The following is a 15,040-nucleotide window of genomic DNA, read 5'->3' on the forward strand; positions in this document are numbered from 1 at the left end:
ATGGAACTCGGCAAGCAGCGAGCCGTTCTGCTGGCGACCGCCGTCGTGCTGGTGGCCGGTGCGGTGACCACGGCGACGGCGGGTGCGTCCACCACCGCGACGGCGGGTGCCTCCACCACCGCCGCGGCCGGTGAGCCCGGCACGCCCGTCACCCTCTCCACCGGTTGGACCATCCCCTGGGGGACTTCCTGGCTCCCCGACGGATCCGGCGCCCTGGTCACCGAGCGCGACGACTTCGGGGTCTGGCGGATATCCAAGGACGGCAAGGAGCGCAAGCGGGTCGGCACCGTCCCCGAGTCGCAGACCACCGGCGGCGAGGGCGGGCTGATGGGCCTCGCCGTCGACCCCGACTGGGCGACGAACCACTACGTGTACGTCATGCACACCTCGTCCGAGGGCAACCGCATCGCCCGCATGACGTACGACGGGACGACCGTCAGCGGCTACAAGGTGCTGCTCAAGGGCATCAAGAAGAACAAGTACCACAACGGCGGACGCCTCGCCTTCGGCCCCGACGGCTATCTGTACGCCACCACGGGCGACGCCCAGGACAAGCCGCTCGCCCAGGACAAGAACTCCCTCAACGGCAAGATCCTGCGCCTGACCACGGACGGGAAGCCCGCGCCCGGCAACCCCTTCGGCAACTACGCGTACAGCCTCGGCCACCGCAACCCCCAAGGTATCGCCTTCGACGCGCAAGGGCGCCTGTGGGAGGCGGAGTTGGGCGACTCCAAGAAGGACGAGCTCAACCTCATCAAGGCCGGGAAGAACTACGGCTGGCCCACCTGTGAGGGCACCTGCGACGTCGCGGGCATGACCAACCCCAAGCGGACCTGGGGCGTCGCGGAGGCGTCGCCGAGCGGTGTCGCGGTCGTCGACGGGGCGGTCTACATGGCGGCGCTCAAGGGCAAGCGCCTGTGGCGCATCCCGACCAACGCCGACAACGAGAACGTCGGCACCCCGAAGGCGTACTACATCGGCGAGTACGGGCGCCTGCGTTCGGTCACCGCCGTGCCGGGCGCCAAGGAGCTGTGGCTGTCCACCACCAACGCCGACAACAACGGCGGACAGCCCGAAGGGTCGGACACGATCTTCCGCGTGCCGATCGGCTAGGCCCCCGGGCCCGTCACGGGGCGGCGGCCCCGAGGTAGGCGTCGCGCACCTCCGGGTCCGCGCGCACCTCGGCCGCCGTGCCGTGCGCGAGGACCCGGCCCAGGTCGAGCACGACGACCCGGGCGCACAGCTCCATCACGAAGGCCACGTTGTGCTCGACGAGCAGCACCGCGCAGCCCTCCTCGTCGGCGAGATGCCGTACGACGGCCGCCAGTTGGCCCCGCTCGTCGCCCGTCATACCGGACGCGGGCTCGTCCAGGAGCAGCACCCTGGGCGGGTCCGCGACCGCGCGGGCCAGCTCCACCATGCGGGCCTGCCCGACCGGCAGGGCGCCCGCGTACTCCCCGGCGAGCGCGTCGAGCCCGCACTCGCGCAGCACCGCGTCGGCCCGCTCGCGCCGCGTCCTCTCGTACGTACGACGGGTGGGCGCGGCCACCAGGTCGGCGGCGAACCCGCCACCCCCGCCCCGCCACTCCTGTGCCACGACGAGATTGTCGGCGACGGTGAGCTGTCCGAAGAGCTGCTGCCGCTGGAAGGTGCGGCGCATCCCGTGCCGGGCGCGCCACACGGGGGAGCGGCGGGTCACATCGGCTCCGTCGAGCAGGACGCTCCCGTCGTCCGGGCGGCGGATGCCGGAGAGGACGTCGAACAAGGTGGTCTTTCCTGCCCCGTTGGGCCCGATGAGCCCGCACACCTCGCCGGGGCGCACGGCGAGGTCGACGCCCCGGAGGGCGTGGATCCCGCCGAACCGGACGCCGACGCCCGAGGCTTCGAGGACGTACTGCCGCTTCTCCCGCTCCCTCATGACCGCGCCACGCCCTTCGTCGTCCGCTGACCCTCGCCCGCCGCCATGCCGAGATATGCCTCGGTGAGCCGGTCCGCCCGCACCTCGGAGCGCGGTCCGCACCAGGAGACGCGGCCCTGCGCCAGATAGGCCACGGTGTCCGCGACGCCGAGGATCTCGGCCGCCTTCTCCTCCACCAACAGCAACGCCGTTCCCTGGTCGCGGAGTTCGACCAGCAGTCGGAAGACCTCCTCGACCACGCGTGGCGCGAGGCCGAGCGAGGGCTCGTCGGCGACGAGGACCGTCGGCGGGTGCTGGAGCAGCGGCGCGAGCGCGAGCATCTGCTGCTCGCCGCCGGACAGGGAGCCCGCGACGACCTTGCGCCGCGCGGCGAGCCCCGCGAACCGCTCGTACACGGCGTCGCGTTCGTCCTTGTCCTTCAGGTGGAGGGCGAGGTTCTCCTCGATGGTGAGGGAGGGGAAGATCCCCCGGCCCTCGGGGGCGAGGAGGACACCGGCCCGCGACCGCAGCACGGCCCCCTCCCGGGTGACATCGCGCCCCGCGACGTACACGTGTCCCTCGACGGGCCTGATGAGCCCGGCCGCGACGCGACAAGTGGTGGATTTTCCCGCCCCGTTGGGGCCGAGAAGGGCGACGATCTCGCCGGGGCGGACGGTGAGGTCCACTCCGTGGAGGACGGGGGCGCCGTCGTACCCGGCGTGGATTCCGTGGAGCGCGAGGGCATGATTCAGCCCCTCCGGCGTTTGAGGAGCGGGGTCTGGGGCGGAGCCCCAGGTGCGACGCCCGCCCCCGGGGGCTCTCTGCACCCGACGACGATGCATCCGCACCGAGACCGCCGCACAGTACCCGTCCGGATCATTCGCCAGCGCCAGCCCCGCAAGCCCGAAGAGCACCACCGGCACGTGCACGGACTCCGTCACGTAGTCGGAGACCAGGTGCGGCACGATCGCGAAGACCAGCCCCGCCACCACCGCGAACTGCGCCCTCCGCACCCCCGCCGCGACCGCCACCGCCAGCCAGATGAGACCCGTCATCGCCGTGAAGTCCGTAGCGGTGATGCGGGTGTTGAAGGACGCGTACATCACGCCCCCGAACCCCGCGAGCCCCGCCGACAGCGTGAACAGGAGCAGCTTCGTCCGTACGACGGAGACGCCCGACGCCATCGCCGCCGCCGGCGCCGACCGCACCGCCAGCATGGTCCGCCCCGACGGCGAGTTCCGCAGCGCGGCGAGCGCGGCGACCGCGACCGTGACGAGGACGACCATCGCCACGCCCATCGCGCGGTCGTCCGAGAGGTCGACGGGCCCGACGGCGGGCCGGGGGATCTCCCAGCCCGTGTCGCCGTTCCTCAACCAGCCCAGCTGGAAGAGGACTTGGTCGGCGAGGAAGGCGAGCGCCAGGGTGGCGAGCGCGAGGGAGCGCCCGCCCAGCCGCAGCGCGGGCAGTGCCACGAGCGCGCCGAGCAGCGCCGCCGCGCACGTGCCGACGAGGGCCGCGCCCGCGAACGGCCACCCGTGGCTCATCAGGAGCCCGGCCACCAGCGCCGCACCCGTCACGAACGTGGCCTGCGCGAGCGAGACCATCGCGCCGAGACCGGTCACCACGGTGAAGGAGACGAAGACGAGCGAGATCGCGAGCCCCTGCGCGAGGACGCCGCTCCAGAAGGGCGTCGTGACCGTGTAGAAGGAGAGCGCGAGCAGCGCGGCCGCCACCGCCCACGGTCCCCATCTGCGGGTCCACGAGCGCCCGGCGAGATAGTCGATCGGCGGCGCGTCCACCGCCGCCGTGCCCGCCGTGCGGCTGCGCCGCGTCATGACCAGCAGTCCGGCGAACAGGATCAGGAAGGGGACGGCCGTACGGAACCCGGTGATCCGCTCCGCGAAGTCGGCGTAGCCCGCGACCAGGTTCTGCAGCACGCCGAGCCCGAGCCCACCGGCGAAGGCCAGCGGGACCGACAGGAAGCGGCCGAGGACGGCGGCGGTCGCCGAGACGAAGAGGAACAGCGTGAAGTCGTGCGAGGAGAGCCCGAGCAGGGGCGTCGCGAGCACGCCCGCGAGACCGGCGAGCCCCGACGACAGCATCCACGCCACCGAGGAGAGCCGGTCCGCGCTCATCCCGCGCAGCTCCACCAGGGAGCGGTTGTCGACGGCGGCCCGCAGTCGGAGGCCGAGCGGGGTGTGCCGCATGAGCACCCACAGGGCGACGGCGACCAGCGCCGTGGCCACCCAGGTGATCAGCTGGTCGGAGTCGATGCCGACGCCGTCCGTCAGCTGCCAGCTCTTCGCGGGGCTCGGGCCGACGCCCGGCAGGCCGAACTGGTTCTCGGCCGGTTTGACGGGGGCACCCGCGCCCTCCAGGAGCTCCACCACCCACAGGCCGAGCGCGGGCAGCGCGACGAGCAGCCCGATCGTCGCCACGATCTGCGCGGTCTCGCCGACCCGCGCCAGCTTGCGGAACATCAGCCGGTCCAGGCCCCAGCCGAGCCCGGGGGCCACCACGAGGACGAGCAGCAGCGCGGTGGGCACGGCGGGCCAGCCGAAGCCGGAGCGCAGTTCGTAGAAGGCGAGCGCGCAGAGGTAGGCGGTGGCGCCGTGCGCGAAGTTGAAGAGCCCGGACGCGGAGTAGGACAGGACGAGTCCCGTCGCGAGCAGGGCGTACAGGGCGCCGGACACGAGGCCGCTCAGGACGAACCCCAGCAGGTCGGACATGGGTGACGCACCCCCTTGTGTGCAGAGCCGGATGTGCGGTGCCGGAAGGGGAGGGTCACGTGAAGGGGATGGGCTCGTAGCACGTGAACGGCGAGGAGACCGTGTAGGCGCTGCCCTTGAGCTGGACGAGCGCGCCGCACCCGAACGACTCCTTGTGCCCCTTGGGCAGTCGGCGGTCGCCCACCATGGTGTCGGTGTCGGAGAAGCCGTCGGCCGCCCGCTGGAAGGACTCGACGTCGAGGTCCTTGCCCGCCTTCTCGGCGATGGCCAGGAAGAGGTCGGCGGACATGTAGCCGGTCATCATGTGCATGTTGAGCGGCACCTTCTTGCCCGCGGCCTTCGCGATGTCCTTCTTGAACCGCCGCATGTCCGCGCTGTCCTGCTCGAAGGGCTGGAAGGTGAGGAGCACGTGCACCCCGTCCAGGGCCTTCTTCGTCGCGCTCTTGGCGAGCAGGCCGGGGTCGTAGTCGGTGGGGTCGGTGAGGACGCCCTTGAAGCCGGTGCGCTTGACGGCGGTGAACAGGCCGATGTTGTACGGGGTCTGCATGACGGAGACGACCGCGTCGGGTGCCTTCCCGCCGTTCGAGCGCAGGATCTCCTTGGTGTACGCCGACCAGTCGCTGGGCACCGACGTCGCGGGCACCGTCGACTTGGCGTACGTCACCTCGTACCCGGCGGCCGCGAAGCTCTGTTGGTAGGTGCGGATGGCGAACGTGCCCGCGTCGTTGTCGTTGGCGAGGATCGCCACGGTCTTCCCCTCGGCGCCGCCCATGACCTTCTTCAGGCCCTCGGGCCAGCTCTGGGTGATCGTGCCGCCGGGCATCGGCACCATGCAGCCGCCGAATCCGTACAGGTAACTCGGGCCGCAGAACGGCGGGATGGTGCCCCAGCCGAAGGTGGGCACCCGCTGCTTCTGGAGGAAGTCCGCGCCGGAGAAGGTCACCGAGCTCATCGGGGATATCGCGAACACCTTGTCGCGCTGGACGAGTTTGCGGGCGGCGGCGAGGTTCTTCCCGGGATCCTGGCCGTCGTCCTCCGCGCCCAGGTAGTCGATCTTCCGCCCGTGCACGCCGCCCTCCGCGTTGGCGCGGTCGAAGCGGGCCTTCGCGCCGAGGTCGGTGTCCTTCTTGCTGTAGCCGCTGGCGGTCGTCATGGAGACGATGCCGCCCACCTTGATGGAGTCGTCGGTCACCCCGCGTACGGAGCCGCCGCCCTTGCCGCCGCCCGCACCCTCGGAACCGCCGCTGTTGGAGGCGGAGTTGCAGGCGGTGGCGAGCAGCAGGGCCGCCACGGTGGCGGTGATGGCGCTGATCGATCGCGACACGGTCGAGCCCCCTCCGTCGTCGAAGTGAGGGTGATTCTGTGTGCGACCTGATGAACCGTCAATAACTGGCGCGTCGGTAATTGATGAACCGTCAGAAACCGGGGCCGGTGGAGCGCCTAGGTCTTGTACAGCGCCTCGACCTCGGTGAGGTACGCCTGCTCGATCGCCTTCCGCTTCAGCTTCAGGGACGGGGTGAGCAGCCCGTGCTCCTCGGAGAACTGGTGCGCCAGTATCCGGAACGTACGGATCGACTCGGCTTGTGAGACCAGGGTGTTGGCGGCCACCACGGCCCGTCGCACCTCGGTCTCCAGATCCGGGTCGCGCACCAGCTCGCCGGGGGAGAGCAGCGGCTTGCGGCGCATGGTGAGCCAGTGCTCGACGGCCTCCGCGTCCAGCGTGACGAGCGCCGCGATGTAGGGGCGGTCGTTGCCGACGACGATGCACTGCGCGACCAGCGGGTGATCGCGCACCCGCTCCTCCAGCTGGGCCGGTGACACGCTCTTGCCGCCTGAGGTCACCAGGATCTCCTTCTTGCGCCCGGTGATCGTCAGATAGCCGTCCTCGTCGAGGGAGCCGAGGTCACCGGTGGCGAGCCAGCCGTCGTGCAGGCTCGCCGCGGTGGCCTTGTGATCGCCCAGGTAGCCCTGGAAGACGTTGCCGCCGTGCAGCCACACCTCGCCGTCGTCGGCGATGTGCACGGTGGTGCCGGGGATGGCGAGGCCGACCGTGCCGTAGCGGGTGCGCTCGGGCGGGTTGGCGGTCGCGGCGGCCGTCGACTCGGTCAGGCCGTACCCCTCGTAGATCGTCACGCCCGCGCCCGCGAAGAACAGCCCGAGCCTGCGGTCCATGCCGGAGCCGCCCGACATCGCGTGCCGCACCCGGCCGCCCATCGCCTCGCGCACCTTGGAGTAGACGAGCTTGTCGAAGACCTGGTGCTGCATGCGAAGCGACGCCGAGGGTCCCGAGCCCGTGCCGAACGCCCTGGCCTCCATGGCCTCGGCGTAGCGCACCGCGCACTCCACGGCCTTGTCGAACGCGCCCGCCTTGCCCGCCGCCTCCGCCTTGCGCCGCGCCGCGTTGAAGACCTTCTCGAAGATGTACGGCACGGCCAGGATGAACGAGGGCCGGAACGCGGCCAGATCGGGCAGCAGCGCCGCCGCGTTCAGGTTCGGCTGGTGCCCCATCTTGACCCGGCCGCGCACCGCCGCGATCTGCACCATGCGCCCGAAGACGTGCGCGAGCGGCAGGAAGAGCAGGGTCGTGGCCTCGTCGCCGCGCTTGGAGTGGAAGACCGGCTCCCAGCGCGCCACCATCACATCGGCCTCGAACATGAAGTTTGCGTGCGAGATCAGACAGCCCTTGGGGCGGCCCGTGGTGCCCGAGGTGTAGATGATCGTCGCGATCGAGTCGGGCGTGACCGCGCGCCGGTGGCGGTGGACCACGTCGTCGTCGATGTCCCGGCCCGCGCCGTTCAGTTCACCGACGGCGTCCGCGTCCAGCTGCCAGAGCCTGCGCAGCTGCGGAAGCCGGTCGATCACCGAGCCGATCGTCATCGCGTGGTCCTCGTGCTCGACCATCGCGGCGGACACCTGCGCGTCGTGCAGCATCCAGAAGACCTGCTCGGCCGACGACGTCGGATAGATCGGCACGACCTGGGCGCCGATGGCCCACAGCGCGAAGTCGAAGAGCGTCCACTCGTAGCGGGTGCGGGACATGATGGCGACGCGGTCCCCGAACCTGACGCCCTGCGCGATGAGTCCCTTGGCCAGCGCGAGCACCTCGTCGCGGAATTCGCCGGAGGTGACGTCGTGCCACTGCCCGTCCGTCTTGCGGCCGAGGGCGATGCGCAGCGGGTCCTCGGCGGCATGGTCGAACACGGCGTCGGCAAGGCCGCCCACCAGCGGCGCCGACGCCATCGGAGGGTTCGTGAACTCGCGCAATGATGCTCCTTGTGGCGCTCCGCACAGCGCCGTGACGGTACCCCACCCCGCCTGCCTTCGGGAGGGGGTCGAAACGGCGTCGGTACGGACCATCAGCACAGGTCAGCCGGTGAAATACGGCCACAAGGGTAAGGGTCGGACAGAATGCTTACCCTGGAGTAAGTTTCGGTTCCGTAATCTCCACCGAATCTGTACGCAGCGTGCAGACGTACGCGCCCCTCTCGACCCGATCATCGCACCCCGACCGTCCCGACCCGGTTACTTGTTCAGGAGAACCCATGCCAGCGCACCACCCGCCCCGCCCCGCGCGCCGAGCCGCCGCGACGAGAGGACGGAGGATCACCGGCGTGTGCGCCGTGGCCCTGCCGACGGCGCTGCTGGCGCTGCAACTCGGGCTCGGCCCCGCGGCCCAGGCCCACGAGGGCGTCGGCGCGGGGCCGCGTGCGGCGAGCAGCGTGGCGGCCCCCGACAAGGCGACGATCTCGGAAGGCCAGGTCGAGGAGGTCGCGCCCGGGGGCGTCATCACCTATCCGAGCGTCACCAGTTGCCTCACGGTGACCGTGCGGCTGCGGGAGGGCGGCCTCGTCGGCGCGCACGCCAGCCTGTTCCAGGTGCCGGGCGAGCTGCGCTCCGATCAGATCCTGGCCGCGCTCAAGGGGCGTGTCGGTGACCGCGCCGTGGCCTCGGTCGAGGTCAGGGGAGCCGTCGGCGCCTGGCATCCGAGCTACTTCGCGAAGGCGATCGAGAGCTACGGCGAGGGGGAGCAGGTTCCGGTCCCGACCGTCCCCGACCCGGACGGGATCGCCCGCGCGGTGTCGGAGGGGCTCGGTACGGCACCCGGTCTCGTCTCGGTCGAGGACGTGCCCGACGGGGACCAGGTCGTCAGCTGACGGCTCAGCCCACGATGCCGCTGACGGCGGACAGGGCCGAGCCCAGCGCGGACCGTACGTTCGCCGCGGCAGCGGTGTCGGCCAGGTAGAAGCCGAACCCCGCGCAGACGAGTACGTGGGAGAGCTTGGTGCCGCCCTTCCTGAACAGGAAGAACGCGGCGGCGGCCAGCACCAGGATGACCGGCAGATGAAGGGAGGACATGCGGGTTCACCTCGGATTCCCATGCTAGTCCCGACGATCACAGCCCGCCAATCGAGTGGCTACGCTCCGCGATCGGCCCCGGTCCCGTCCCCCCGGGGCCGACCGTCCGGGATCACCGCACGGGTTCCTCGACGCGCGGCGCCCGCTCGGGAGTCGCCACCGCGACCGGGGCCGCCGTGTCCCGTGGCGTGCGGACCATCACGAGGACCAGCACCCCGGCGACCAGACCCGCGATGCCCGCCGTCAGCGAGGCGCCGTTCAGACCCGAGGCGAACGCCGAGCGGACCGCGTCCGCGGGGACCGTGCCGTGCAGCGCCGACGCGCCGCCGCCCGCCGCGGTGTGGGCCGCCTCGCGACCGATCGAGTCCTGCATGCGGGAGGTGAGCACCGTGCCGAAGAGGGCGACCCCGACCGCGTAGCCGAGCTGGCGGAAGGTGTTGACCGCGCCGCCCGCCATCCCGGCGTTCGCGGGCGGCACCGCGGCGAGCGCGGCGCCCGCGAGGGCCGGTGCGACCAGGCCCGCGCCCACACCCGTCACCGTCAGGCCCGCCACCAGTGACGTCCAGGACGAGTCGGCGTCGAGCACGGCCATGCAGAGCGCGCCCGTGCCGATCAGGAGCAGCCCGACGCCGATGACCAGGCGCGGCGCGACCCCGTGCAACAGCCGGCCGCCGACCGCGGCCACCAGGAACGACATCCCGGCCAGCGGGAGCAGCACCAGACTGCCGCGCACCGGGCTCATGCCGAGCACCGTCTGCAACCAGATGGACAGGTAGGGGATCACGCCGAACGCCGCCGCGTTGTAGCCGATCGCGCCGACGAGGACCCCGGTGAAGGCGGGCTTGCGCAGCAGCCGCAGGTCCAGGAGCGGCTGGGCCGCGCGCCGTTCGACCAGGACGAAGCAGACCAGCGCGAGCGCCGAGACCGCGAAGGCCGCGGCGGCCGCCGTCGACGCCCAGCCGTGCGTGCCGCCGCGCAGCACGCCGTACGTCCCCGCCCCCGCGAAGACCGCGAAGGACGCCGTGCCCGCCCAGTCGATCCGGCGCCCCGCCGGGCCCTTCGACTCGGGCACCACGCGCAGCGTCAGCCAGATCGACGCCACGCTCACCGGCAGGTTCACGAAGAAGATCCAGCGCCAGCCGGGCCCCTCGGTGAGCAGCCCGCCCACGATCGGGCCGAGCGCCGCCGCGGCCCCGCTCACCGCGCCCCACACGCCGAGCGCGACCGACCGGTCGCGGCCCTGGTAGGCGGCGCCGAGCAGCGGCAGCGTCGTCGCGAACATCGCGGCGGCCCCGAGCCCCTGCGCGGCGCGCGCCGCCACCAGCAGACCGGCGTCGGACGCGAGCCCGCAGCCGAGCGAGGCAAGGGCGAAGACGCCGGTGCCGATGATGTTGAGCCGCCTTCTGCCGAGCACGTCGGCCGCCGCGCCGACGCCCAGGAGCAGCGCGGCGAGCGCGAGCGCGTACCCGTCGATGACCCACTGCAGATCGCCGAGCGAGGCGCCGAGCGCCCGAGCCATGTCGGGCAGCGCCACGACCACGATGGTCACGTCGAGCAGCAGCATGAACGTCCCCAGAGACACCGCGGTCAGCGGCCCCCATGTACGCATCGTCTCTGTCCTCTTCCCCACGTCGTCCGATGGATCTCTTGCCCTCGTACGATGGGGCGGCGGTGGGCGATCCCAGTGCCACGAGACGTCTGAGTGACTGAATTCGACATTGAGGTGCGGTCCGATGAAGGAATCCGAGGCGTTCGACGACCTCGATCTCAAGCTGCTGCACGCCCTGGAGGTGGACGGCAGGGCCCCCTTCAGTCGCCTGGCCACCGTCCTCGGCGTCTCCGACCAGACCGTCGCCCGCCGCTACCGCCGCATGTGCGCGCACGCGGGTCTGCGGATCGTCGGGGTCAGGGACACCCAACTGCTCGGCAGGGACCAGTGGATGCTGCGGCTGCGCTGCGCGCCGGACGGCGCCGAGGCCATCGCGGCGGCCCTGGCGCGGCGCCCCGACACCGCCTGGGTGCACCTCATCTCCGCGGGTACGGAGGTGGTCTGCATGACGCTGCCCCGCACCTCCAGCGACTACGACGACCTGGTGTTCGGCAAGCTCCTGCGCACCCGGCAGATCATCGAGGTCACCGCCTACCAACTGCTGCACCGCTTCTACGGCGGCAGGACCGGCTGGATCGGCAAGCACGGCATGCTGAGCGCCGAGCAGGTGGCCGCGGTGCGCCCGGCCCCCTGCGCGGTGGACGGTGAACGGGGCTCCGCGCGGATCGCTCCCGAGGACGAGCCCCTGGTGGCCGCGCTCAAGGCCGACGGCCGCGTCACCCACCCCGAACTCCAGCGGATCACCGGGCGCTCCGAGTCCTCGGTCAAGCGCCGACTCGCCCGCCTCCTGGAGACCGGCGCGGTGTACGTCGACACGGAGTACGACACGGCGCGCTTCGGCTTCGGCACCGCGGCGATGCTCTGGGTCACCGTTGACCCCGGCGCTCTCGACACGGTGGGCCGTGCGATGGCCGCGCACCCGGAGGTGGCGCACGTCTCCGCGACCACCGGGCCCTCGAACCTGATGGCGAGCGTGATCACCAGGGACACGGGGGAGCTTTACGGCTATCTCAGTCGCACGCTGGGGGCGCTCGACGGGATTCGGCACGTGGAGTCCGCGCCGCTCGTGCGCAGGGTGAAGGAGCTCACGTATCCGCGGCCGCTGCGGTAGTGCTTTTCTTGGGGGGGGGATCGGATTCCGCGGGTCGGATGTGGCTGGTCGCGCAGTTCCCCGCGCCCCTTACGGGGCACCCCTCAGCGCCGTTCCCCGTAGCGCCGCTCCCTGTGGACCCGATCCCCGCCCGCCAAGATCGTCCTCGCCAGCGCGTCCGCCGCGCCGTGTGCCGACGCGCGGCGTTCGCCGTGCAGCAGGACGAAGTCGACGCGGCCCAGTTCGGGCAGGCCCGCGCGGTCCGGGACGCGGGTCAGGCCCGGTGGGATCAGACCGCGGGAGTGCGCCATCACGCCGAGGCCCGCGCGGGCCGCCGCCACCAGACCGTTGAGGCTGCCGCTCGTGCAGGCCACGCGCCAGGCGCGGCCGCTGCGCTCCAGGGCCTCGAAGGCGAGGGCGCGGGTGATGCCGGGCGGCGGGTACACGATCAGCGGCACCGGGCGCTCGGGGTCGAGGCGCAGCCGTTCGCCGCCGATCCACACGAGGTCGTCCTGCCGGACCAGTTCGCCGCGCGGATCCTCCGGGCGGCGCTTGGCGAGCACCAGGTCGAGCTTGCCCGCGTCGAGGCGCTCGTGCAGCGTGCCGGAGAGTTCGACGGTCAGTTCCAGGTCGACGTCCGGGTGGTCGTGCCGGAAGGACTCCAGGATGTCGGTGAGGTGGGTGAGGACGAAGTCCTCGGACGCGCCGAACCGCAGCCGCCCGCCGAGCCGCGTCCCGGTGAAGAACGCCGCCGCCTGCTCGTGCGCGGCGAGGATGCGACGGGCGAAGCCGAGCATCGCCTCGCCGTCCTCGGTCAGCTCCACGGCGTGGGTGTCGCGGGTGAAGAGCTGTCGTCCTGTGGCGTCCTCCAGGCGGCGCACGTGCTGGCTCACCGTGGACTGGCGCAGGCCGAGGCGGCGCGCGGCCTGGGTGAAGCTGAGCGTCTGGGCGACCGCGAGGAACGTACGGAGCTGCGAAGGGTCGTACACGGGGGACAGCCTAGACCCGGCTATCGCGTTCCGTGATGACAGTGAGAGCGGTATACGGGATTCCCGATCATGCCGATCGAGAGGATCATGGTGCGGGCACACCCCCGCACCAAGAGCATGGAGCACCGTGAAACGCCTGAAGTGGCCGTCGTGGATGCCGGTCGATCCCTACATCGTGGCGTTGCTCGGCACCGTGGGGCTCGCGGCCCTGCTCCCCGCCCGCGGTGGCGCAGCCGACGTCGCGTCCGGCGCGTCGACCGGCGCCGTCGCGCTGCTCTTCTTCCTCTACGGCGCGCGCCTGTCCACCCGTGAGGCGATGGACGGCCTCAAGCACTGGCGGCTGCACCTCACGGTCCTGGTCTGTACGTTCGTCGCCTTCCCGCTGCTCGGGCTCGCGGCGAAGGGCCTCGTGCCCCACGTCCTGACGCCCGCGCTCTACAGCGGCTTCCTCTTCCTCACCCTGGTGCCCTCGACGATCCAGTCGTCCATCGCCTTCACCTCCATCGCGCGCGGCAACGTGCCCGCCGCGATCTGCGCGGGCTCCTTCTCCTCGCTGGCGGGCATCCTGCTCACCCCGCTGCTCGCGGCGGCGCTGCTCGGCAACAGCGGCGGCGGCTTCTCGGCGCACTCGCTCGGCAAGATTGTGCTGCAACTGCTGGTGCCGTTCGTCGCCGGGCAGTTGCTGCGCCGCTGGGTCGGCGGCTTCCTGGCCCGGCACAAGAAGGTCCTCGGTTACGTCGACCGGGGCTCGATCCTGCTCGTCGTCTACACCGCGTTCAGCCAGGGCATGGTGGAGGGCGTCTGGCACCAGGTGACCCCGCTGCGGCTGCTCGCGCTGCTCGGCGTCGAGGCGGTGCTGCTCGCCGCGATGCTGGCGCTGAGCTGGTACGGGGCGAAGAGGCTCGGCTTCCCCCGGGGCGACCGCATCGCGATCCAGTTCGCAGGGTCGAAGAAGTCGCTCTCCGCGGGACTGCCCATGGCGAGCGTCCTGTTCGGGGCGCAGGCGTCGCTGGCCGTGCTTCCGCTGATGCTCTTCCACCAGATGCAGCTGATGGTCTGCGCGGTGATCGCCAAGCGCCGCTCGCGCGACGCGGAGGAGCACGGCCTGGCGGAGTCCGTCAGCGAGCCGCCAGTCGCAGCGTCACGAACCGCGGCCGGTACAGGGACACGTTCCGGCTGATGTTCGCCTGCGCGCTCGCGGGCGTCGCGTCCAGCCAGTTGACGTCGTAGCTGAGCGTGATGCGGCCGTCCCCGCCGAGCGCCGCGTGGGCCTGCGGGTTGTAGGCGGCGGTGTCCTGGCGCGCCGCGCCGTCGTCGGGCAGCGGCGCCTGGAAGCCCTTGGCGGGCCCGTGCCAGGGTCCGGTGGGGGAGCAGGCCCAGTACGAGGTGACGCCGGTCAGGCCTTCGGTGCCCGCGGCCATCGTGAACAGGACGTACGTCCCGTCGTCGCGCACCACGGTGAACGCGCTGCCCACCCCCTTGCGCTTGCCGTCCCCGAGCACGGGCCGGTGCGTGTCCTGCGAGCCCCAGCCGTCCCCGTCCCAGTACTCCCACGCCGAGGCGTCGGCGAGCCTGCCGTGCGGGACCCGTGCCACGTAGGCGTGCGAGGTGGGGCGCGCGGTGGCCTGGGCGTCGGTGCCGCCGAAGACGTACGTCCAGCCGTCGTCGTCGACCGTCGTCGTGCCGTACAGGACCCGCTTCTCCGGATCGGCCACCGACTGCTGGTCGGAGACCTTCACGATGTTCTCGACGCGCAGGTCGGGCAGCGAGAGCGTGGCGACCTCCGTGGCGAGGGGCACGCCGTAGATCCAGGGGCCCTGACTCGCCATCCGGGTCCACAGCAGGACGCGGACGACCTGCTCGTCCGAGCCGGGGGAGCGCGGCTCCACCCGCGCCGCGACCGGCCAGCGCCACTGCTGGGGCGCCGGGTCGGGGAACAGGGGCGAGGCGAGGGTGCCCTCCAGGGTGCCCGAACGGGACATCAGGACCGCCGAGTTGCGGGTCATCGGGGTGTTCGTGTCGCGCCAGGTGTGCGGCTGGCCCGCCGGGTTGGGCGGCGCGTGCACCTGGCCGAGGAAGGTGTCGGAGAACAGCCACAGGACCCGGCCGTCCGGCAGGCGCACCGAGTGGGTGCCGTCACCGCCGGTCCAGTCGTCGGTACGGGTCGTGTCGTCGCCGTAGCGCGCGAACTCCCCGGTGACCTTCTCGTCGGCGGACCAGGACGCCACGGTGCGCGGACGGCAGGCCGCACCGCCCTCCCTGTCCTCGTCAGGGAGGGCGATGAGCAGCACGGCCGCGCAGGCCAGGGCGAGCAGCAGGACCAGCCAGATCCTGCGCGGCCCCGGGGCGAGGCGTTCTGGGGCGGACACG

General features: G+C 71.9%; 12 protein-coding genes and 1 pseudogene. 4 read left to right on the forward strand and 9 right to left on the reverse strand.

The window, feature by feature from the left end:
* Window positions 1-1,113 (forward strand): PQQ-dependent sugar dehydrogenase, encoded by a 1,113-nt coding sequence (locus KY5_RS34960; protein ID WP_098245953.1) that lies wholly within the window; start codon window positions 1-3, stop codon window positions 1,111-1,113.
* A 13-nt stretch (window positions 1,114-1,126) separates the two neighbouring features.
* Here the strand turns inward: KY5_RS34960 and KY5_RS43295 are convergent, their stop codons facing one another.
* The 5 genes and pseudogenes from KY5_RS43295 to KY5_RS34980 all read right to left on the reverse strand — a co-directional run bounded on the left by KY5_RS43295 (window position 1,127) and on the right by KY5_RS34980 (window position 7,866).
* On the reverse strand, window positions 1,127-1,420 hold the full coding sequence (locus tag KY5_RS43295) for a hypothetical protein (protein ID WP_418952888.1): 294 nt from the start codon (window positions 1,418-1,420) through the stop codon (window positions 1,127-1,129).
* Window positions 1,418-1,828, reverse strand: a pseudogene (locus KY5_RS43300) (ATP-binding cassette domain-containing protein); the annotation flags it as partial. The gene KY5_RS43295 and the pseudogene KY5_RS43300, both read right to left, overlap by 3 nt.
* Before the next feature lie 86 nt (window positions 1,829-1,914).
* Complete coding sequence (locus KY5_RS34970) at window positions 1,915-4,626, reverse strand: ABC transporter permease subunit (protein ID WP_098245955.1); 2,712 nt, start codon at window positions 4,624-4,626, stop codon at window positions 1,915-1,917.
* 55 nt (window positions 4,627-4,681) lie between these two features.
* A complete protein-coding gene (locus KY5_RS34975; protein WP_098245956.1) occupies window positions 4,682-5,950 on the reverse strand; it encodes an ABC transporter substrate-binding protein in 1,269 nt (422 codons plus the stop codon).
* Window positions 5,951-6,066: 116 nt separating this feature from the next.
* Window positions 6,067-7,866, reverse strand: coding sequence for an AMP-dependent synthetase/ligase (locus KY5_RS34980; RefSeq protein WP_199843681.1), 1,800 nt, complete (start codon window positions 7,864-7,866; stop codon window positions 6,067-6,069).
* Between the two features lie 302 nt (window positions 7,867-8,168).
* On the opposite strand from KY5_RS34980, the gene KY5_RS34985 reads away from it, so the two are divergent.
* The gene (locus tag KY5_RS34985) at window positions 8,169-8,780 is read left to right on the forward strand and encodes a hypothetical protein (protein ID WP_234363014.1); all 612 of its coding nucleotides are present in this window, start codon (window positions 8,169-8,171) and stop codon (window positions 8,778-8,780) included.
* Window positions 8,781-8,784: 4 nt separating this feature from the next.
* Here the strand turns inward: KY5_RS34985 and KY5_RS34990 are convergent, their stop codons facing one another.
* Window positions 8,785-8,982, reverse strand: coding sequence for a DUF2304 domain-containing protein (locus KY5_RS34990; RefSeq protein ID WP_098245958.1), 198 nt, complete (start codon window positions 8,980-8,982; stop codon window positions 8,785-8,787).
* Window positions 8,983-9,094: 112 nt separating this feature from the next.
* Window positions 9,095-10,591, reverse strand: coding sequence for an MFS transporter (locus tag KY5_RS34995; protein ID WP_098245959.1), 1,497 nt, complete (start codon window positions 10,589-10,591; stop codon window positions 9,095-9,097).
* Between the two features lie 124 nt (window positions 10,592-10,715).
* Here KY5_RS34995 and KY5_RS35000 point away from each other — a divergent pair, with 124 nt between their 5' ends.
* Window positions 10,716-11,702 (forward strand): Lrp/AsnC family transcriptional regulator, encoded by a 987-nt coding sequence (locus KY5_RS35000; protein ID WP_098245960.1) that lies wholly within the window; start codon window positions 10,716-10,718, stop codon window positions 11,700-11,702.
* An 83-nt stretch (window positions 11,703-11,785) separates the two neighbouring features.
* On the opposite strand, the gene KY5_RS35005 is transcribed toward KY5_RS35000, so the two are convergent.
* A complete protein-coding gene (locus tag KY5_RS35005; protein ID WP_098245961.1) occupies window positions 11,786-12,670 on the reverse strand; it encodes a LysR substrate-binding domain-containing protein in 885 nt (294 codons plus the stop codon).
* A gap of 127 nt (window positions 12,671-12,797) precedes the next feature.
* Here KY5_RS35005 and KY5_RS35010 point away from each other — a divergent pair, with 127 nt between their 5' ends.
* A complete protein-coding gene (locus KY5_RS35010) occupies window positions 12,798-13,850 on the forward strand; it encodes a bile acid:sodium symporter family protein (RefSeq protein WP_098245962.1) in 1,053 nt (350 codons plus the stop codon).
* Here the strand turns inward: KY5_RS35010 and KY5_RS35015 are convergent.
* Entirely contained in the window at window positions 13,789-15,039 is a 1,251-nt protein-coding gene (locus tag KY5_RS35015) for a DUF4185 domain-containing protein (protein WP_234363015.1), read from the reverse strand. The genes KY5_RS35010 and KY5_RS35015 overlap by 62 nt on opposite strands.
* Window position 15,040: the final 1 nt, after the last annotated feature.

The organism is Streptomyces formicae (genome assembly GCF_002556545.1).
GTDB lineage: Bacteria > Actinomycetota > Actinomycetes > Streptomycetales > Streptomycetaceae > Streptomyces > Streptomyces formicae_A.

Coding starts and splice junctions, on each gene's coding strand:
- KY5_RS34960 (WP_098245953.1), top strand. CDS start 1: ATGGAACTCGGCAAGCAGCGAGCCGTTCTGCTGGCGACCGCCGTCGTG.
- KY5_RS34990 (WP_098245958.1), bottom strand. CDS start 8,982: ATGTCCTCCCTTCATCTGCCGGTCATCCTGGTGCTGGCCGCCGCCGCG.
- KY5_RS35000 (WP_098245960.1), top strand. CDS start 10,716: ATGAAGGAATCCGAGGCGTTCGACGACCTCGATCTCAAGCTGCTGCAC.
- KY5_RS43295 (WP_418952888.1), bottom strand. CDS start 1,420: ATGGTGGAGCTGGCCCGCGCGGTCGCGGACCCGCCCAGGGTGCTGCTC.
- KY5_RS34995 (WP_098245959.1), bottom strand. CDS start 10,591: ATGCGTACATGGGGGCCGCTGACCGCGGTGTCTCTGGGGACGTTCATG.
- KY5_RS34985 (WP_234363014.1), top strand. CDS start 8,169: ATGCCAGCGCACCACCCGCCCCGCCCCGCGCGCCGAGCCGCCGCGACG.
- KY5_RS34970 (WP_098245955.1), bottom strand. CDS start 4,626: ATGTCCGACCTGCTGGGGTTCGTCCTGAGCGGCCTCGTGTCCGGCGCC.
- KY5_RS34980 (WP_199843681.1), bottom strand. CDS start 7,866: ATGGCGTCGGCGCCGCTGGTGGGCGGCCTTGCCGACGCCGTGTTCGAC.